The 19,075-nt window shown below is 60.7% G+C and carries 22 protein-coding genes; 5 read left to right on the forward strand and 17 right to left on the reverse strand.

Annotated elements, in window-relative coordinates; translation table 11 throughout:
* Positions 1-364 precede the first annotated feature (364 nt).
* Complete coding sequence (locus HX830_RS17980) at positions 365-1,102, forward strand: lysophospholipid acyltransferase family protein (protein WP_152737084.1); 738 nt, start codon at positions 365-367, stop codon at positions 1,100-1,102.
* A 69-nt stretch (positions 1,103-1,171) separates the two neighbouring features.
* A complete protein-coding gene (locus HX830_RS17985; protein WP_103499483.1) occupies positions 1,172-2,143 on the forward strand; it encodes a magnesium and cobalt transport protein CorA in 972 nt (323 codons plus the stop codon).
* A gap of 61 nt (positions 2,144-2,204) precedes the next feature.
* On the opposite strand, the gene HX830_RS17990 is transcribed toward HX830_RS17985, so the two are convergent.
* Positions 2,205-2,933: an amidotransferase gene (locus HX830_RS17990; protein WP_177101629.1), complete on the reverse strand. Its 729-nt coding sequence runs from the start codon at positions 2,931-2,933 to the stop codon at positions 2,205-2,207.
* A gap of 629 nt (positions 2,934-3,562) precedes the next feature.
* Here HX830_RS17990 and HX830_RS17995 point away from each other — a divergent pair.
* Positions 3,563-4,027 carry a rhodanese-like domain-containing protein gene (locus tag HX830_RS17995; RefSeq protein ID WP_177101631.1) on the forward strand — a complete coding sequence of 155 codons (465 nt, stop codon included), beginning with the start codon at positions 3,563-3,565 and terminating at the stop codon, positions 4,025-4,027.
* Positions 4,024-4,824, forward strand: coding sequence for a cytochrome c (locus HX830_RS18000; RefSeq protein ID WP_177101633.1), 801 nt, complete (start codon positions 4,024-4,026; stop codon positions 4,822-4,824). Before HX830_RS17995 ends, HX830_RS18000 begins: the two co-directional genes overlap by 4 nt.
* A 4-nt stretch (positions 4,825-4,828) precedes the next feature.
* Here the strand turns inward: HX830_RS18000 and HX830_RS18005 are convergent, their stop codons facing one another.
* The 11 genes from HX830_RS18005 to HX830_RS18055 form a co-directional block, all read right to left on the reverse strand.
* Entirely contained in the window at positions 4,829-5,641 is an 813-nt protein-coding gene (locus HX830_RS18005; protein ID WP_103499487.1) for a transglutaminase family protein, read from the reverse strand.
* Positions 5,638-6,588 carry an alpha-E domain-containing protein gene (locus tag HX830_RS18010; RefSeq protein ID WP_100940699.1) on the reverse strand — a complete coding sequence of 317 codons (951 nt, stop codon included), beginning with the start codon at positions 6,586-6,588 and terminating at the stop codon, positions 5,638-5,640. Before HX830_RS18010 ends, HX830_RS18005 begins: the two co-directional genes overlap by 4 nt.
* Positions 6,589-6,599: 11 nt before the next feature.
* The gene (locus HX830_RS18015; protein ID WP_103499488.1) at positions 6,600-8,009 is read right to left on the reverse strand and encodes a circularly permuted type 2 ATP-grasp protein; all 1,410 of its coding nucleotides are present in this window, start codon (positions 8,007-8,009) and stop codon (positions 6,600-6,602) included.
* A gap of 285 nt (positions 8,010-8,294) precedes the next feature.
* The gene (locus tag HX830_RS18020) at positions 8,295-8,633 is read right to left on the reverse strand and encodes a ribonuclease E inhibitor RraB (protein WP_100940701.1); all 339 of its coding nucleotides are present in this window, start codon (positions 8,631-8,633) and stop codon (positions 8,295-8,297) included.
* A 200-nt stretch (positions 8,634-8,833) separates the two neighbouring features.
* Positions 8,834-9,070 carry a hypothetical protein gene (locus HX830_RS18025; RefSeq protein WP_247263424.1) on the reverse strand — a complete coding sequence of 79 codons (237 nt, stop codon included), beginning with the start codon at positions 9,068-9,070 and terminating at the stop codon, positions 8,834-8,836.
* Positions 9,071-9,300: 230 nt separating this feature from the next.
* Positions 9,301-9,906, reverse strand: a complete 606-nt coding sequence (locus HX830_RS18030) for an START domain-containing protein (protein ID WP_152737086.1) — start codon at positions 9,904-9,906, stop codon at positions 9,301-9,303.
* 43 nt (positions 9,907-9,949) lie between these two features.
* On the reverse strand, positions 9,950-10,204 hold the full coding sequence (locus tag HX830_RS18035) for a YkgJ family cysteine cluster protein (protein ID WP_103499491.1): 255 nt from the start codon (positions 10,202-10,204) through the stop codon (positions 9,950-9,952).
* A 149-nt stretch (positions 10,205-10,353) separates the two neighbouring features.
* Complete coding sequence (locus tag HX830_RS18040) at positions 10,354-10,869, reverse strand: hypothetical protein (RefSeq protein ID WP_177101634.1); 516 nt, start codon at positions 10,867-10,869, stop codon at positions 10,354-10,356.
* Between the two features lie 103 nt (positions 10,870-10,972).
* The gene (locus HX830_RS18045; protein ID WP_100940706.1) at positions 10,973-12,415 is read right to left on the reverse strand and encodes an aminotransferase-like domain-containing protein; all 1,443 of its coding nucleotides are present in this window, start codon (positions 12,413-12,415) and stop codon (positions 10,973-10,975) included.
* A 328-nt stretch (positions 12,416-12,743) separates the two neighbouring features.
* Positions 12,744-13,463: an SDR family oxidoreductase gene (locus HX830_RS18050; RefSeq protein WP_103499493.1), complete on the reverse strand. Its 720-nt coding sequence runs from the start codon at positions 13,461-13,463 to the stop codon at positions 12,744-12,746.
* 76 nt (positions 13,464-13,539) lie between these two features.
* Positions 13,540-14,388, reverse strand: a complete 849-nt coding sequence (locus HX830_RS18055; protein ID WP_177101636.1) for an SDR family NAD(P)-dependent oxidoreductase — start codon at positions 14,386-14,388, stop codon at positions 13,540-13,542.
* Between the two features lie 108 nt (positions 14,389-14,496).
* Here HX830_RS18055 and HX830_RS18060 point away from each other — a divergent pair, with 108 nt between their 5' ends.
* Positions 14,497-15,375: a helix-turn-helix transcriptional regulator gene (locus HX830_RS18060; RefSeq protein ID WP_103499495.1), complete on the forward strand. Its 879-nt coding sequence runs from the start codon at positions 14,497-14,499 to the stop codon at positions 15,373-15,375.
* 187 nt (positions 15,376-15,562) lie between these two features.
* Here the strand turns inward: HX830_RS18060 and HX830_RS18065 are convergent, their stop codons facing one another.
* From HX830_RS18065 to HX830_RS18085, 5 genes are all read right to left on the reverse strand, one after another.
* Positions 15,563-16,378 (reverse strand): OmpA family protein, encoded by an 816-nt coding sequence (locus HX830_RS18065; protein ID WP_103499496.1) that lies wholly within the window; start codon positions 16,376-16,378, stop codon positions 15,563-15,565.
* Positions 16,375-16,731: a DUF4398 domain-containing protein gene (locus HX830_RS18070; RefSeq protein ID WP_177101638.1), complete on the reverse strand. Its 357-nt coding sequence runs from the start codon at positions 16,729-16,731 to the stop codon at positions 16,375-16,377. The genes HX830_RS18065 and HX830_RS18070 overlap by 4 nt, the downstream gene beginning before the upstream one ends.
* A 10-nt stretch (positions 16,732-16,741) precedes the next feature.
* Positions 16,742-17,569, reverse strand: coding sequence for a substrate-binding periplasmic protein (locus HX830_RS18075; RefSeq protein ID WP_177101640.1), 828 nt, complete (start codon positions 17,567-17,569; stop codon positions 16,742-16,744).
* A 99-nt stretch (positions 17,570-17,668) separates the two neighbouring features.
* Positions 17,669-18,598, reverse strand: coding sequence for an electron transfer flavoprotein subunit alpha/FixB family protein (locus HX830_RS18080; protein WP_177101642.1), 930 nt, complete (start codon positions 18,596-18,598; stop codon positions 17,669-17,671).
* A gap of 2 nt (positions 18,599-18,600) precedes the next feature.
* A partial coding sequence (locus HX830_RS18085) for an electron transfer flavoprotein subunit beta/FixA family protein (RefSeq protein ID WP_177101644.1) occupies positions 18,601-19,075 on the reverse strand: 475 nt, incomplete at its 5' end.

Consider the following 19,075-nt stretch of genomic DNA (forward strand, 5'->3'; position numbering starts at 1 on the left):
CAAAAGCTTCGCGAGCAAGCTCTGCTCCTACAGATTTTTGGTGTATGCAGAGTTTGTGTATGACGACCAACTGTAGGAGCCTGGCTTGCCAGCGAAGAGGCCTTCAAGGCCGCCAAAAGCTTCGCGGGCAAGCCCTGCTCCTACAGGATTGTGGTCGTATCCAGCATGTGTGTTCGGGCGAGGTATCTCTGGAGCGACTCCCCGTTTTGCAAGGCACAACCTCGCAACCGCTCTAGCCCGCACCTGTCGCCAGCAAGCGGAAACATGCGCTAAAACATCGCCATCTCCCGGCTACAGACGGCAATTGCCGAAAACAGTGCACATCCGTACACTGCGCCACCTTTTGTCCGGGCGGAACCTGTAGATGTTGTTTTTGCTGCGTATGTTGTTGATGGGACTGCATTTTGTGTTGGCCGGGGTGCTCGGTGTGTTGCTCGGGCTATGTCGCCCCTTCAATCCGGACAACAGCCGGCTGTGTGCCCGCCTCTATGCGTTGCCTGCGATGTGCATCCTGCGCCTGCGGGTGAAAGCCGAGGTCGGTGCATTGCTGAACCAGCCGCAAAGCTGTGTGATCGTCGCCAACCATCAATCCAACTATGACCTGTTCGTCTTCGGCAATGTGGTCCCCCGCCGCACCGTGTGCATCGGCAAGAAAAGCCTGAAGTGGGTCCCCCTGTTCGGCCAGCTGTTCTGGCTGGCCGGCAATGTACTGATCGACCGCGGCAACGCCCACAAAGCCCGGCGTTCCATGCTGACCACCACCGAAACCTTGCAGCACAAGGACACCTCGATCTGGGTCTTCCCGGAAGGCACGCGCAACCTGGGCGAAGAACTGCTGCCGTTCAAGAAAGGCGCGTTCCAGATGGCCATTGCCGCCGGTGTGCCAATCGTGCCGGTGTGTGTCAGCAGCTATATCAAGCACATGCGCCTGAACCGCTGGCGCAGCGGCAAGATCCTGATCCGCTCGCTGCCGGCGATTCCCACCGCCGGGCTGACGCTGGACGATATGCCCATGCTGATCGCCGAATGCCGGGAGCAGATGCGCACCTGCATCGAAGCCATGGATCGACAACTTTTCCCCGAACTCCCACGCGTTTGCTGACTCTGATCAGGCACGGCGGGATAAGCTGCACCCCGCCCCTCCCTCAAAAAAGAAGAAGTGATCAGCACTATGGGTAGAGTCGTTGCCTCGGCGGTTTACAGTGCCGGCAGGAAAGTCCGGGATATCACACTCGATGAAGGCAGTGCCTGGGCGGCCAAGCCCGACCACTTTGTCTGGATCGGCCTCGAAGAGCCCAACGCCCAGGAACTGGCCAACCTGCAAAAGCAGTTCAATCTCCACGAACTGGCCATTGAAGACGCCCTGGAAAAACACAGCCGGCCCAAGCTTGAAAGCTTCGGCGATGCACTGTTTATCGTCACCTATTCGCCGGTGCGCCATGAAGGCAAGCTGGAGTTCATCGAAACCCATATCTTTGCCGGCAACGGCTACATCATCACTTGCCGCAACGGCCACTCCAAATCCTACGCCCACGTCCGGCAACGCTGCGAAGCACGGCCGCTGCTGCTGGAGCACGGCGAGGACTTTGTGCTGTATGCCCTGCTCGACTTCGTGACCGAGAGCTATCAGCCCGTCAGCGAAGCCATCCACGCCGAGATCGACGAGCTGGAAAAGAATGTGCTCGGCAGCGCCCTGAACGAAGGCGATATCCAGCGCATCCATCATCTGCGCCGGGACGTGCTGCGCCTGCGCCGCTACGTCGCGCCGATGGTGGAGATCAGCGAGGAGGTGTCGCGCCTGGACTTCCCGTTCATCGACAAGAACATGCGCCCGTATTTCCGTGACGTGCAGATCCATGTCACCCGCCAGATGGAAGACCTGGCGACGCTGCGCGATATCGCCAGCCAGACCATCGAGATCGGCGTGCTACTGGAGGCGGCGCGCCAGAGCGTGGTGCAGCGCAAGTTCGCCGCCTGGGCGGCGATCCTGGCGTTTCCGACGGCAGTGGCCGGGATCTACGGGATGAACTTCCAGAATATGCCGGAGCTGAGTTGGCATTACGGCTACTTTGCCGTCCTGGGGTTCATCTCGGTAGGCTGCGTGACGTTATGGGCCAGCTTCAAGAGATCCGGCTGGCTATAACTCAACGCCGGTGATGGGGCCGCCCAGGCCCCTGAAGGCCCCCATCGACACCCTCACCAGTTCAGGCCGATGCCGCCTCTGGCTTATGCGCCACAAAACGCATCATCCATTCCGCAACAGTGGTGCCATGGTGCTCGTGCACCAGGCTCGCCACGCCGTTGGAGTAGATCTGCTGGCCAAGAAACTCCTGGCGGATCTCCAGCAGCGCCCGGGAGTAGTCGTGGATAAATTCCGGATGCCCCTGGAAGCACAGCACCTGGTCGTTGATGTGGTACGCGGCAAACGGGCAGAAATCGCTGGAGGCAATCACCGTGGCATTTTCCGGCAGTGCGGTGACCTGGTCCTGGTGGCTGATCAACAAGGTCAGCTCTTCGCGCACCGGGCTCATCCACGGCGCCTTGGCGGCCATCTTGTATTGATGGATGCCCACGCCCCAGCCCTGGGTCGCCCGCTCGGTCTTGCCGCCCAGCAGCAGCGCCAGCAATTGATGACCGAAGCAGATGCCCAGCAGCTTGTCACCACGCTCGTAGCGGTTGAGCAGGTAAACCTTGAGGGTCTGGATCCACGGATCGCTGCCGAAGGAATCGGCCTTGCTGCCGGTCACCAGGTACGCGTCGAAACTCAGCTCGTCACTCGGGTAGTTGCCCTGCATCACATTGTAAATGCTGAACTCGGCCGCGATCGGTTGCCGGGAGAACAGGCGCTCGAACATCTGCCCGTAGCCCTGATATTGATCGACCAGTTCCGGGCGCAGGACATCGGTTTCCAGAATGCAGATGCGTAACGACATAAAAATACCTGACACAAAAAGATAAAGAATGAAACCCGAGCCTGCCTTGAAACCTGCTTTCAAGGCAAGCACAGAACGCGCGCTCGCAAGCTCCGGTTCAGCTTGCCGGCAAACCGACGAAAGGGAGGCCGAACGGCCGTGCCCCTCACACTCGGACGAACGGTAGTCTGCTAAGGGACAGTCGCTTTTCACCCTTGCACGTGTCTAGCAAAAGGCCCGCTAGCCGGCTGGCGATATGCCTCATGCCTTTTTAAAAAGACTTCCTGATCTAATGATACGAAATGGTTCTAAGCCAAGTGTGACGCGGGCTCTAAGGTTAAGCCTGTAGCGATGGCCGTCGGGTTTTGCCGAGGCATCGTCTACGTCAGCTTTAGCATTGTTGTCAGTAGTCGTCGTCAGGAATAACAACAAAAGGCAGTCCGCCATGTTCAAACATTCGAAAATCCGTCAAGCCGGTCTCATCGTCATCGCCACCACCTTACTATTGATCCTGCCGAACCTCACCAAAGTGATCGGCTAGACGCTCTGTGGCGTGTTTCCCGGCAACCCCGCACCGACCCTTACGGGTTCACTACCGAAGTGCGGTTTTGTGTGCCAATCTTGAGCCATGACTCGATGGAGGGTGACTCATGCGCTACTGGATCATCATTACCGCGCTGCTCATCAGCTTTTCCGCCCAGGCCGGCATTATCGATGTGAATCGCGCGGTGGACGAAATCCGCGACGGTGCGCTGATTCTCGATCTGCGTAATAACGCCGATTTCGCCGCCGGCAATGTGCACAACTCGCTGCAAGTCGACCTGACCCTGGAGGACGGCACCGGTAACAATGCCGAGGGCCTGGCCTACCAATTGCGCCAGGTGGTGTTCGATCCCAGCGCCACGGTGGTCATCTATAGCGACACCAACCAGCACGCCCTCGATGCCGAAGACACGCTGATCAAGCATGGCTACCTCGGCATCGTCAACGGCGGTAATTACGAAGAATTGCGCGACGCGATCTTCGACCATGTCGAAGACACCCCGAGCTGGGTCTTCGAAAACGACGACAACACGGCCGACGAGGCCGCACCATCAGGTCCTCCTGCCGAATGAAACCGCTGATACTGCTCACCTCCCTGCTGTTCTGCCCTGCCCTTTACGCCGCGCAACTGGAACTGCCCCAAGGCACCGGCAGCCGGACCTGGCAAACCGAGGAACTGCTGGGCCAGGCCCAGACCATCACCGTCAAGGATGATGTCTCCTACAAGCGCGATATGACCTATCGCGCCGTGCCAATGGCAACATTGCTGCAAGGCATCAAGGCCGACGATCATCTACAGGCGGTGGCGCTGGATGGTTTTGCCGCCGAGATGGGCGCCGCCCCACTGTTGAACCGCCAAGGCGCCCAAGCCTGGCTGGCGGTGGAGGATCCGGCTCAGCCATGGCCGCCACTGGCTGACGGCAAACCGAGTGCCGGGCCGTTTTACCTGGTCTGGACAGACCCGCAGGCCGGCCATATCAGTCCCGAGCAATGGCCCTACCAGATGGCCAGTATCCAACGCCTGGCCCCGGTGGCCGAACGTTTCCCGGCCCTGCGTCCGGACCCGAAGCTGGCGGCCAATGATCCGGTGAACAAGGGCTTTGCCCTGTTCCAGAAAAACTGCATGGCCTGCCATCGACTCAACGGTGCCGGAGACGCACAGGTCGGACCGGACCTGAACGTGCCCTACAACCCCACCGAATATTTCGCCGCGGGCTACCTCAAGCGCTATATCCGCGACCCGCAGAGCCTGCGGCACTGGCCGCAGGCGAAGATGCCCGCGTTCGCCCCGGCGGTGCTGCCGGACGGCGAACTGGACCAACTGGTGGCGTACCTGAAACATATGGCCAAGCGCAAACAGCCGCTCTAAGACGTTATTGCTGCTGCACCGACAGGACCGGCAACACCGGCGTCGGTGACACCAGCACCTTGGCGTGCATCTGCTCACAGCCGCCGCCCCGGCGCATGCCACGGACCGGACAGGCATCAAGGTAGTCCAGGCCCACCGCCAGTTTCAGATGGCGCTCGGGCCGGGACAACTGATTGGTCACATCGAAGCTGTACCAGGCGTCGTCCAGCCAGGCTTCGGCCCAGGCGTGACTGGCCAGGTGCTCGCTGTTCTCGCTGTACAGATACCCCGACACATACCGCGCCGGAATCCCCAGGCTGCGTGCGCACGCCAGGAACGCGTGGGTATGGTCCTGGCACACCCCGGCGCGCCGGGCAAAGGCCTGGGCGGCACTGGTGTCGACTTCAGTGGCACCCGGCGTGTAGGTCATGTGCTGGTTCAGCGCCTGCATCAGGTCGATCAGCGCGCTGCGATCACGCCGCTTGCGGCATTGCTTGTCGGCGAAGCCGCGCAGGGCATCGTCAGGCTCGGTCAGGCGGGTCATGCGCAAGAACGGCAAGGCCGACTGGCTCTCGTGTTCGGCCTCGCGCTGCTCGTCGATATCCACCTGGCCCCGGGCGCCGATGATAATGGCTTCATGGGGCTCGTCGAGGGTCAGCACGTGGAGGATATTGCCGAACGGATCGAGCTGCGCCCGCACCGGACGCGGCAGGGTCAGTTGCCAGCTGAGCACGTGCTGGCGCTCGCTGTCGTGGGGGGTCAGACGCAAATACTGGATGCTCGCCCGAACCTGATCCTCGTAGTGATAGGTGGTCTCGTGGCTAATGGAAAGTCTCATGCAGCCTCCAGGTAGGAACTGTGGATGGCGTTGCCCAGTTCGGCAACCAGGGGAATGAACTCGATCAGCCAGGTGTGCAGGCCTTCATCGAGGATTTCATCGATACCGGTGTAGCGCAGTCGCGCGTCCATCTCGGCGGCCAGGCGCTGGGCCGGCCGGCCGTTGATGCCCGGCAGGCTGGCGAGGATCTGGTCGATTTCTTCGGTGCAGGCGCGCAATGAGCGCGGCACATCGGCACGCAACAACAGCAGTTCGGCGACCTGCCGCGCGCCCGGGGCGTCACGGTAGATCTCAGTGTAGGCCTCGAACGACGACAAGGCCCGCAGCAACGCACTCCACTGGTAATAGGCGTGGGCCGTGCCGTCGCTGACCGCGTCAGCCTGGTCGCCGGCCATGTCATAGCGGGCATCCAGCAGGCGCAGGGTGTTGTCGGCCCGTTCGATAAAGGTACCCAGGCGAATGAAACGGAAGGCATCGTTACGCATGATGGTGCCGTAGGACGCCCCACGGAACAGGTGGGAACGTTCCTTGATCCACTCGCAGAAACGACTCATGCCATAACGCCCCAGGCCCTGGTCGGCAATGCCGCGAATCTCCAGCCAGGTGGCGTTGATGTTTTCCCACATGTCCGCGGTAATCCGCCCACGTACCGCATGGGCACTGGCCCGTGCCGCCCGCAGGCAGCTGAAGATGCTCGCCGGGTTGGCCGCGTCCAGGGCGAAGAAGTGCAGCAGCCGGTCGGCATGCAGCTCGCCATGGCGCTCCAGATAGTCGTCCAGGGTGCCGGTGATCAGCAACGGCATGGCCATTTCGTGCAGGCCGTCACCCCGACCGTCCTGCGGCATCAACGACAACGAATAACTCACGTCGAGCATCCGCGCGAGGTTTTCCACGCGCTCCAGATAACGCGACATCCAATACAAATCCGAGGCAGTTCTACTTAGCATGTCAGGCTTCCTTAATCCTCGACCACCCAAGTGTCCTTGGTGCCGCCGCCCTGGGACGAGTTCACCACCAGGGAGCCTTCGCGCAGTGCGACGCGGGTCAGCCCGCCCGGCACCACGCGGGTCTCGCGACCGGAGAGGACAAATGGACGCAGATCGATATGGCGCGGGGCAATGCCGCTCTCGACAAAGGTCGGGCAGGTCGACAAGGACAACGTCGGCTGGGCGATATAGGCATGGGGCTTGGCCTTGAGCCGGGCACGGAAATTCTCGATTTCCGCGGCGCTCGCCGCCGGCCCCACCAGCATGCCGTAGCCGCCCGAGCCCTGGGTTTCCTTGACCACCAATTCAGGTAGATGCGCCAGCACGTGGGAGAGTTCCTCGGGCTTGCGACATTGCCAGGTCGGCACGTTCTTCAGAATCGGCTCTTCGTCCAGGTAGAAACGGATCATATCGGTGACGAATGGGTATACCGACTTGTCGTCCGCTACCCCGGTGCCGATGGCATTGGCCAGCACCACATTGCCGGACCGGTAGGACGACAGCAGGCCGGGCACACCGAGCATCGAATCGGGGTTGAAGGCCAGCGGATCGAGGAAGGCGTCGTCGAGGCGGCGATAAATCACATCCACCTGTTTCGGGCCGTCGGTGGTACGCATGAAGACCTTGTCGTCACGCACGAACAGGTCGGCCCCCTCCACCAGTTCCACGCCCATTTCCCGGGCCAGGAACGCGTGCTCGAAGAACGCACTGTTGAAGCGCCCGGGCGTCAGTACCACCACGCTCGGGTTGTCCAGGGGACTGGAGCTTTTCAGTGTGTCGAGCAACAGGTTGGGGTAATGGTCGATGGGCGCGATGCGTTGGGCGGCGAACAGCTCGGGGAACAGGCGCATCATCATCTTGCGGTCTTCGAGCATGTAGCTCACGCCGCTGGGAGTGCGCAGGTTGTCTTCGAGAACGTAGTAGCTGCCGTCGCCATCACGGACCAGGTCGACCCCGGAAATATGCGAGTAGATATCGCGGTGCAGGTTCAGGCCCTGCATGGCCAGCTGGTACTGCTCGTTGGCCAGGACCTGTTCGGCGGGGATGATCCCGGCCTTGATGATTCGTTGTTCGTGGTAGAGGTCGGCGAGAAACATGTTCAGCGCCTTGACCCGCTGGATGCAGCCGCGTTCCACGACACGCCATTCACTGGCGGGAATGCTGCGGGGAATGGTGTCGAACGGAATCAGCCGTTCAGTGCCTTGCTCGTCTCCATAGAGGGTGAAAGTAATCCCGGCGCGATGAAACAGCAGATCGGCCTCACGTCGCCGTTGTGCCAACAACTCCTCGGGAGTGTCGGCCAGCCAACGAGCAAATTCCCGGTAATGCGGGCGGACCTGTCCGCCGGCATCGTACATCTCGTCAAAATAGGTGCGGATCATGCCGTGCTCCTTGTCACCCGGTCACAAGAGCCTTCGCAAGGCCCGTGCCATCGGCATAAACGCTTTAATATCAACAGGTTGGATAATCATCCAACTTGCGCCGCACCATCACTGTGCAGTAAACGCCCCAATGTAATCAGCAGCGCCTCATTGCGAAGCAGGCTTTGCCTATCCACCAGCATAGTCAGAGTTTGTCCGCCTGCGCGGGCGGTCCTTTTTTGTGCGTGATAAACAAAAACGGCCAACCCTTGGGTCAGCCGTTGCTGGTTGAAAGAAGAAGTGCACTCAATTGAGTGCCCGCACCGGGTGCTTGACGCCCCACCCTTCGATCGTACCGCCCAGGGGCTCGACCACCGCCCCGAAGTTCTGCTCGAAGTCACCGATACCGCCATAGGTGGCGTACATCACCTTGCTCAGTTCCAAGTACCAGGCGCCGTCGTCGCGGACACTGACCTGGGCATTCAAGGATTCACCGCGAAACTTGCCTGCCGCCCTGCGCGCCCGCTCCTCGTCCGGGAAAACGGCATAGAACTCGATGGGATGGATGCGTGCGAAATCAAAACCGCCTTCTTTCATGCGGCGCAGCACGTTGCTGCTGATGTCTTCTTGATAGGCTGTGCTCATGAAACGTCCTCCTCAGCAAGCGTTGGATAGACTTTCCGTACTCCCGAACCAGGCACCGAACGGCGCTGGCGATACGACAAACGGGAAACAAGCATGTAGCTGACAAGACCAGACCTATAGCGAATCATTCGCTGATCTCCCTTGCAGAGTAGCGCGATGACATCGCCTCTGCCAGAGGGAATGCAGAGGAAAAAACGCGGTCAGGGTAAAGGCGTGATACTGAGGATCTCGATGCTGTTCTGATCCTTCAGGCTTTTGACTGTCGGGTCCGGGGCACGGCCTTCCAGGTCATTGAGGTCCAGTGTGGCAGGAACCGGCAACAGCTTGGCGCGAATCAATCGCGCGGCCTGTTCCAGGTCCGGTTGGCTGGCGCATTCGAACTGTTCGGTGTCCTGCACGCCATGATCGTCGACGAAGGTAACTGCCCACTTGCTCATCGGTGCCTCCTCGGTAAAGCCCATGGATGGGCTTATAACATCTGGACTGTGGGGCACGGGAGATCGTTCAACCTGCTTTGAGCCGCACAAGCCCTGGAAAACACTGCATAACCTTGTAGGAGCAGGGCTTGCCCGCGAAGAGGCCCTCAAGACCGCTAAAAGCTTCGCCGGCAAGCCAGGCTCGAACGTTCCGACAATGTCAGTGAACGTTTCGACAAGGTTTCAGCCCCTCACTTCTCCGCGCGTTCCTTCAGGGCCTTGAGGGTATTGAACGGCGCATCGACCACAAACTTGTTGGCCAGCCACGATGGCACGCTGCCGCCCGGCTCGGTATGCACCTGGTAAGTCACTTCGGTCATGCCGCCGTCCTTGGGCACCAGCTTCCAGAAGCCTTCGACCTGGGCGACACGGACATAACCTTTCTCTTCCGGCAGGTAGGTCGGCACTTCCTTGAGCGCGCGGGTCAGGCTGCCGTCAGCGCCCTTGGTGGTGGTGATCTGCAAGATCGAGTCACGATCGGTGACCGGGAACGGTGCCTTGAACTGGGTGTAGGTCCAGCTCAGGTCACCGTCCTTCTTCAGCAGCTTCTGCGACTTGCACTCGTGAATCCAGGCACAGGCGCCGACCACGTCTTCCTGCAGCGCCTGGATCTTCGCCACGGGTGCCTTGATCAGGGTCACGCCACGGTAGGCCTTGTACTGGGAGTTGGCCACTTCACTCAGGGAAACCTTGATGCCGTCCTGATCCTTGGCCGTTTCCCAGTTTTCCGCGTAGGCAGTACCGCTCAACAAGACAGTCAAACCACAAACCACAGCCATTCGATGCAGCGAACTCATTGTTTTATTCCTTATTGTTGAAGTTCCGGTCATTGAACACACCTTAAGCCGCTGTCATTTGCTCCCACCAGCCGATCAAGCGGATAGCCTCTTCACTGCTGCTACCGCATACCTCGGGATCGGCCTGGAAAGCCCCGCACACAGAGGGCCGTTCAGGCTTGCCAAACAGGCCGCACAGACCTTCGACCGAGAGTTGCACGCAACGTTCTCCCGCCGGCTTGCCGTTGGGCATACCCGGAATCGGTGTACTGATGGAAGGGGCGATGCAACAAGCGCCACAGCCCTCACGGCACTTCATGACGACAAGCTCCTGACAAGGGAAACGGTGTGTGGAAGACAGAGTAACCGCTAAAACGGCTGTTTAAAATTGGTCGCATAATTGTTTTTCACCGATAAGCCCCATGACCGGGCAGTCACCGACGAAGCGTTGTGCAGGGAGCGGCCGTTTTACTGTTTGAATTCAAAATCCAGGGCCGCACCGTCGACTTCCTTGCGGTTTTCGTTACGCAGCTGCAGGTCCATCTCATTCTTGAGCAAGCGCCCGTTGAGCTGGAAAGGTGTCTGTTCAGGCGTTTTTTCGAATAGCTGCGGTAACAACGGCCGACTTTTCGACAACGGCACTGCGCCCAGCGGTTCAAGACGCTTGACCATCTCCTGGGGCAGACTCAGATCCAGCTGGGCCGGTGGCAGCTTGGTGTTCAGCGCGTCACTGGCCGGCACGGCCTTGGCGGCAATCGGTGCACGTCGCTTGGCCTTGCCCGGCGGCGCCTTCCGGGTTGTTGCCCGTTTACTCGGCAGCGGCTTTTTCTTCACCAGCTTGACGCTGCTGGCCGGGGTCCCGAGCGGCTTCTCCGTCGTCGCGGGCACGCTGCTGGCCTGGGCCTGCGCCGTCACAGCCCCCCCGGCGCCCATGCCTGTCAGCAGGATCATCAACAGCAAACGAATGGAAAAAGTCGCTTTCATAGGCTCTACGACGTGGACGACAGAGGGCGCATATGCTCGCCTGTTGAACGCCTCCTGACAAGCAGGCGATCATCCGGGGCCGTCCATTCCTGTAGCCATCCCGTTACAAAAGCCCCGCCGCGGTCTCCTGGCACAGCTGGCTGGCCAGCATGCCGAGGGTCATCAATGCCCGTTCGGCCTCGCGGTTCCAGGGGATCCCGCAATTGAGCCGGATACAGTGGTTGAATTGCTCGGTGTTACTGAAGATCAACCCCGGGGCGATACTGATGCCCTGCTGCAGCGCCCGCACATGCAACTCCTGGGTGTTGACCCGTCCGGGCAGGCTGACCCACAGAATGAAGCCGCCGGTGGGCCGGGTCATCTGCGTCCCTTCCGGGAAGAACTGCTGAACCGCCAATTGAAAGGCACTCAGGTTCTTCCGGTACTCCTGGCGGATATAACGCAGGTGTCGATCATAGCCGCCGTTCTCCAGGTAGGCCGCCACCGCCATCTGCGTCACGCTGCACGCCGAGTGGGTACTGAAGGTCTGCAAGCGCTGGATTTCCTGCTGGAACTTGCCGGCGATCATCCAGCCGATGCGCACGCCGGGGGACAGGGTCTTGGAAAAGCTCGAGCAGTAGATCACCCGGTCCAGTCGGTCATAGGCCTTGAGGGCCTTGGTCCGGCCGACTTCGAACATCAGCTCGCCATAGATATCGTCTTCGACGATCTGGATATCGAAGTCCGAGGCCAGGCGCAGCAGTTGCTTCTGCCGCTCTTCCGGCATGGTTCCACCCAGCGGATTGCTCAGGCGAGTGGTCAAGACCAGGGCCTTGATCGACCATTGGTTGGCCGCCAGTTGCAGAGCCTCCAGGCTCATGCCGGTGGACGGGTCGCTGGGAATCTCGATGACTTTCAGGCCCAGCAGATCGGCCAGTTGCAGCAGACCGTAATAGGTCGGCGATTCGGCGGCGATCAGGTCGCCCGGCCGGGTCAGCACCCGCAACGACATTTGCAGGGCGTCCACACAACCGTGGGTGATCACCACTTCCGAAGGGTCGATCACCACCCCGGCATCGCGCATGCGAATCGCCACCTGTCGGCGCAAGGGTTCGAAACCGGGGCTGAACATGTAGCTGAAGGCCCGCGGACTGTGGAAGCGCGTGACCTTGGCCAATTGCTGGTGCAGGGCGCGCACCGGCAGGTAATCCACCGACGGCACCGCCGCACCGAAGGGAAACACCCCTTCACGACGGGACTCGACCAGCACCTGCTGAATGATGCTGCTGCGGGTGACCAGCCCTGGTCGCTCGACCCGGGCGATGTCCGGCGTGGGCGCGGTCAGGGCCGGGGTCTGGTGGACGTAGTAGCCCGATTGCGGACGCGCGCGGATCAGCCCCTGGTCTTCCAGGTTGGCATAGGCCTGCAGCACCGTGGCGTGGCTGACATTGAGCTGCGAGCTCATCTTGCGCACCGACGGCACCCGCTCACCCGGCTGATAGACGCCCCGCCGGATATCCTCGGCGAGCTGCTGCGCAATACGTTGGTAGAGCAATAGGTTGGTCATGAAGCGGCACTCGGTTTCAACGGCATTTTTATTCTTGGAAGCAACGATACCGGAACAGTTCAAAAGTGTACTGGCACAGTTTCTACAATAGTCGACAATACAGTGACAAGAGAAGTAAAACTGTACGGGCATCTGCATTGCGGTCTGCAAGCCATTGAACGTGTTCTGCCAACGCGGGTGCTCGTCCTGGTAAATCTGATTACCGCTTACGATTGCGGCGTACTGCCCCGGGTACGCCGCGCGAACTGCTGACCCCTGCTCTGCACCTGAAATGCCAGCCCCTGTGCTAGCGTGATGAAGCGCGACGCTAGCGTCCGGGCCGCATGCGTTAGCTGCCCAAGCGCAACCCACCATCACAAGTGATGATGTCCCCGCTGATGAAACTATTGGAGATGAGGAAAGCGATGGCCTGCCCAACGTCTTGCGGTTGCCCCACGCGCCCGACGGGCGTCTTGGCGGCATAGTCGGCAAAAACGGGAGCCTTCTGCTCGTCCGTCAGGAAATCCCACCAGGGCGTGTCGATCACACCAGGAGAAACTCCATTGACCCGCAGAGGACGCAACTCCGCGGCGAGGATAGGGACCAGTGCGGCAACCGCTGCGTTAGCTGCGCCGATCCCGGCTGTCCCAGGCATGGCGGACTGAGCGGTCACCGCCGAGATGAAGGTGATACTGCCGTCCTTGCGCAACGAGGGGAGCGCAGCCTGTGCCGTGGCAAAGTGAGGGAAAACCTTTTCCTCGAAACCTTGCCGCACTTCGTCGAGGCTGACAGATGCGAATGGTCCGGCCCCTTTGCCGCTACCAAGCGACAGTACGAGGTGATCGAATGCGCCGATGCCCGCGAAGGCATCGGCTAGGCTGCCCGTGTCAGCGGCATCAAGAACGAGGACGGTAAGATCACCGCCCAATTCAGTCTTCGCCACTTGCAATCGCTGTTCGGTACGGCCTGTGATCGTGACTTTGTGGCCCAGGGCAAGAAGCTGGCGAGCGGTCGCAAAACCAATACCGGTCGATCCTCCGATGATGACTGTGTGTTGTTGAATTGACATGATTTTTCCTTTTCTAATGGTTGAGAGATGAAATGCGTGACGACGGTGGGTCAGACCGGTTGCGCGACTGAAGTCGTTATGCGCCGCTTGATGTGCCGGGATGGGCTTTCGGCAAGCCGACAAGTTCGAGACTGATCGACCGCAGGCGCTCACGCGCGGCAGCGTCATAGGCTTGTGGGTTGGCCCGTCGTGGCTGAAGTCCAGCGAAATACAGACCGCTCACTCCTTCCGTCTCGCCGGCAACAGCAAGATGGAGGATTGCATTGGCCCCTTCGTCAACGGTGCTGATCGGTGCGATACCGTCTTTTCGCACCATGGCGGTATCCATGTAGGTCGCCGGATGCAGGCTGTTTGCCGCGACCCCAGATCCGTCCAGTTCACGGGCAAGATCGAAGGTGAACATGATCTGCGCGAGCTTGCTCTGGCAGTAGGCTCGCGCACCGCTGTAGCCATTCGTCAGCATGATGTCGGCGAAATCGATGGACTGCTGGCCCACCGATGCAACATTGACGATTCTGGCGGGTTGGCTCTTTTGCAAAAGCGGCAGTAGAAGGCGCGTTAGCAAGAAGCCGGAAAGATAGTTCACGGCAAAACGCAACTCGTAGCCATCCCGACTTACCTCCCGCGACGAACCGGGACCGCCAACGCCGATTCCAGCATTGTTGATAAGTACGTCAAGACGGCCATGGTCACGTTGAATGGCTTCCGCCAGTGCACGCACCTGTGATCGCGAAGAAAAATCGGCCGGATAGAAAGTTCCGCTGCCGCCTAAATTGCGGATCTCTGTCAGCAGACCCTCGGCCCGCAATCGGTCGCGGCCATGGATCAATACGGTCGCACCTGACTTTGCGAGTCGTTGGGCAACCCGACGCCCGACGCCATCGGTAGATCCTGTAATCAATATCGTCTTTTCTTTTAGCTCCATGCTGCCAACCTCTATTGAACTTAATAGCGTTGCTGGCATTGTTCCCCGATCCCGATACCACAAACAGTTCCCGACCTATCATGGTATCGATACTGCTATGCTGAGGAGATGAGCGATCTTCCGACCACCTCTGAAATTCGTCGCCGCGAGTTCGGAGCCTTCCTGCGTTCCCGCCGCGAAAAGCTGACGCCTGCCAACGTCGGGCTGGCTGAAGGATTCCGCCGGCGAACACCAGGGCTGCGGCGCGAAGAGGTTGCATTGCTCGCGGGCGTAGGAACCACTTGGTATACGTGGCTCGAACAGGGACGTGATGTGCATCCCTCGGTTGAAGTGCTATCGGCACTTGCCGACGCGCTCAAGCTCGATCCCGCCGAACGGAGGCATCTTTTCGTCCTGAACAACCGGCCGCCGCCGGAGGCCGCCTTGACAGGTCCCGAACGGGTCGAGGAGCCGTTGCGACGGATGCTCGATAGCCTGACGGGGCAACCTGCCTATGTATTGGGCCGTCGCTGGGACGTGCTCGCCTGGAACCGTGCGGCCGAGGTACTGTTTGGCGACTATGGCAAGCTTCAAGGCGACGAGCGCAACATCATGCATCTCGTCTTTGCCAACGGGGCGCACCGTCGTTTGCTGGTCGATTGGGACAAACTCGCACCGGCGGCGCTGGCCATGTTCCGTGCCGACAGTGCCCGTTATGCCGGCGATCCCGAGTTCGAGCGGTTGATTGCCACGCTGATGAAAGCCAGCCGCGAGTTCCGAGACTGGTGGCCCAGGCACGACGTGCAGCGGCCCTTTACCGGACACAAGCGCATCAAGCACCCGGTGGGCGGTCGCATGACGTTTGAATACACCAGCCTGGTCGTTTCCGATCAGCCAGACATGAAACTCATCGTGTACACGCCACTCGACGAGGCGAAGACGGCCGTGAAACTGGCTGACTTGCTTCAGACGCCATCTCGGAGCAATAGGAATGCAAGGGTTGAGTAGCCAATGCCCCTTGCCTCTGGCTAACACTTCCCCTTGCCGGGTGTGTAGAGGACGTTCGCCTCCAAGCCACCAGCGAGGCCACCACAGCCAAGCGGGTTGCGCTTGCGCGCAACGCGCCATGCCTGGCGCACAATAAAAAACCCGGCGTTTTTGTGGACGCCGGGTTTTCGGGGGAAGCGTCCCGCCGTCAGCGCGCCGCGCCCAGCTGGCCTTTCTCATCGGAAAAGACAATCTCGACCCGACGATTCTGCGCCCGTCCACGCTCGGTGGCGTTCACATCCACCGGGTACTGGTCGCCATAACCTTCAACCTGGATGCGCTTCTCGTCGATCCCCAGGTCCACCAGCATATCGGCCACCGACTGCGCGCGCTCGCGGGACAGTTTCAGGTTGCCGTCGGCATCGCCGGTGCTGTCGGTATAACCCTCGATACGCACAACGCGCCGCGGGTTGAGCTGGAGAAACTGCACCAGTTTGAGCACCGTGCGGTTGGCCGAGTTCTTCAGTTCCGCCTCACCGGTGTCGAACAGCACATCGCCGAGGGTCATCACCAGGCCGCGATCCTTCTGGTTACTGGTCAGGCTGGCGATCTGCTCTTCTACCCACTTGCCCTGCTGCTGCACGCTGAGCAATTTGCTTTCGCGCAACGCCAGTTGCAGGCGCTGACGCTCCAGTTCCAGCTTGGCCGCCCGCTCCTGGTTCAACGCGGTTTCGGTGTGTTCTCGGGCAATGTCGGCGTAGCGCTCACTCAGGTAGGCGTAGTGCTCGACGTCACCGGCGCTGCCCAGATAGCCGGACAGGCGCTCGGCCCGGGACAGGGATTCACCGGCGCGGATCACGTCCTTGGGCGCGTAACGCAGCACATTGGCGTCTTCCTTGACCTTCTGGAAACTCGCCGACGCCGCCTGCAAGGCCGCCTCGCTGTCGTTCTGGCCGGCGCAACCGTACAAACCGACACAGGCCAGCAACAACAGGCCGCCCACCCTTGCGCTCGAATAGATCATTGAGCCGCCTCCAGTTGCTTGTGCAGACGCGTGATGCGGGTGTTGAGCAGCGTGACCTGCTCCTGGCTCTTCTCGGTCAGGACCTTGGCTTCGGCCAGGCGTGCATCCAGCTCGGCCTGTTCAGACTTGCGCCGGGCACCACGGAAAGCATCCTCGAGCATATTGGCCTTGGCCCGGCGGAACTTGTCCTCGGCCATTTTCAGCTCAGGGACATCGTTGGCGTTGGCCCCGACGGCATGGGCCTGCGCGATGGCGCGCTCGGTCAGGCGCATCTGCTCGTTCGGCGCCGGGTCGGTGGCACAGCCCACCAGCGCCAGCACGGCCAGGGCCGCAAATAGAGGTCGAATACTCACAAAAAAATCCCTAGGGTTTTGGGGCGCTGACCGGTTGCAACTGCGCCTTCCAACGCTCCAGATTGCGCTGCAGCGCGGCTTCGGTCAGGCCGGAGGCGGGCAATTCTGTCATCTTTTTCGCCAACTGTCCGCGCAACCAGGGATCATTGCAGGCCGAGTTGTGGGAAACGGCGAGAAACAGACCGGGCTGGTCGACCGGTTGCGGATAGGCCTTGAGGTCGTTGGCCATGCCCAGGGCCTGGGTCGTGACCATGCCGGCATAACGCCCGGCCAGCACGTAGTCGACCTCGCCCAGCAGCAGCTTATGGAAAGCCGGGGTCAAGGCCGGCGTACGTTGGAGGGTCAGGCGCTCCTTGCTGAAAGTGCTGAACGGCTGGGTCAGCCGGGCCTTTTCCGAGATAGCCCCGGTGTGCCCGCGCAAGTCCTCGGCGCTGCTGTAGAGCAGCGGCGAATCCTTGCGGGTCCAGACCAGGAAGTCGTTGCGCACCAGCGCCGGGTGGATGTAGTCCAGCGAATCCAGCTCATCGAGGGCGATGGGCGCATCCACCAGCAGATCCATACGCCCACTGCGCACCTCTTCCTGGGCCTGGGCACGTTTGCCGCCGTAAAGCACTTCGACCTTGAGCCCCAACTCCCCCGCCACCTGGCGCAGCAGATCGGCACTGGCGCCGATCAGGTGCACCGGGTCCTGCGGGTCGCGCCACAGGTATGGCGGCGAGTCCGGGCTGCCGGTGACGATCAGGCGCTCGCATTTGCCCAGCGCCAGGGCTTGTGGGGACAATACGGGCAAGCCCAAGCCCAGCAGCAGTGACAGCGCAACGGCGCGAAGCCTGTCCATGACCTCAATCTCCAATCCTGCAGAAGGCGTTCAGCCAATCATTTCGCAAAAAAAAACCCGGCCAGACGGCCGGGTTCTTTTATAAGCCAAGCCGCCGGATCAGACCAGCTTCTCGAACTCGGGAACGGCTTCGAACAGATCCGCCACCAAGCCGTAATCGGCCACCTGGAAGATCGGAGCGTCTTCGTCCTTGTTGATCGCGACGATTACCTTGGAGTCCTTCATACCGGCCAAATGCTGGATCGCGCCGGAGATACCGACGGCGATGTACAGCTGTGGCGCGACGATCTTGCCGGTCTGGCCGACCTGCATGTCGTTCGGTACGAAACCGGCGTCGACCGCGGCACGGGAAGCACCCACCGCGGCACCGAGCTTGTCGGCCAGGGCGTACAGGTGCTTGAAGTTGTCACCGTTCTGCATGCCACGGCCGCCGGAAACGACGATCTTGGCAGCGGTCAGTTCAGGACGATCGGACTTGGCCAGCTCTTCGCCAACGAACGACGATTTGCCTGCATCGTGAGCAGCGGCAACCGCTTCAACCGCAGCAGCGCCACCTTCAGCGGCAACCGGGTCGAAACCGGTGGCACGCACGGTGATGACCTTGACGGCGGCGTTCGATTGCACGGTGGCAATGGCGTTACCGGCATAGATCGGACGCTTGAAGGTGTCAGCGCTTTCCACCGAGATGATCTCGGAGATCTGGTCGACGTCCAACTGCGCGGCAACCCGTGGCAGGATGTTTTTGCCGTTGGAAGTGGCAGCAGCCAGGATGTGGCTGTAGCCCTTGCCCAACTCGACAACCAGCGGAGCAACGTTTTCCGGCAGTTGATGGGCGTAGGCGGCGTTGTCGGCCACCAGCACTTTCGACACGCCAGCGATTTTCGCGGCAGCTTCAGCCACGCCGCCAACGCCCTGGCCTGCAACCAGCACGTGAATATCGCCACCGATTTTCGCGGCAGCCGCCACGGTGTTCAGGGTGGCCGGGGCCACGACCTTGTTGTCGTGTTCGGCGATTACCAAGATAGTCATAGTCAGATTACCTTCGCTTCGTTTTTCAGTTTCTCGACCAGTTCAGCCACCGACTTGACCTTGATACCGGCGCTGCGAGCAGCCGGCGCTTCGACTTTCAGGGTCTTGTTGGTGGAGGCGGTGGAAACGCCCAAAGCATCCGGAGTCAGCACTTCAAGCGGCTTCTTCTTGGCTTTCATGATGTTCGGCAGGGACGCATAACGCGGCTCGTTCAAACGCAGGTCGGTGGTGACGATGGCCGGCAGGCTCAACGACACGGTCTGCAGGCCGCCGTCGATTTCGCGGGTCACGGCAACCTTGTCGCCCGACACTTCGACTTTCGAAGCGAAGGTGCCTTGGGCGTAACCGCTCAGGGCTGCCAGCATCTGGCCGGTCTGGTTGTTGTCGCTGTCGATGGCTTGTTTGCCGAGGATCACCAGTTGTGGCTGTTCCTTGTCGACAACGGCTTTCAACAGCTTGGCCACGGCCAGGGAGGTC

This window comes from Pseudomonas gingeri (assembly GCF_013385425.1).
GTDB lineage: Bacteria > Pseudomonadota > Gammaproteobacteria > Pseudomonadales > Pseudomonadaceae > Aquipseudomonas > Aquipseudomonas gingeri_D.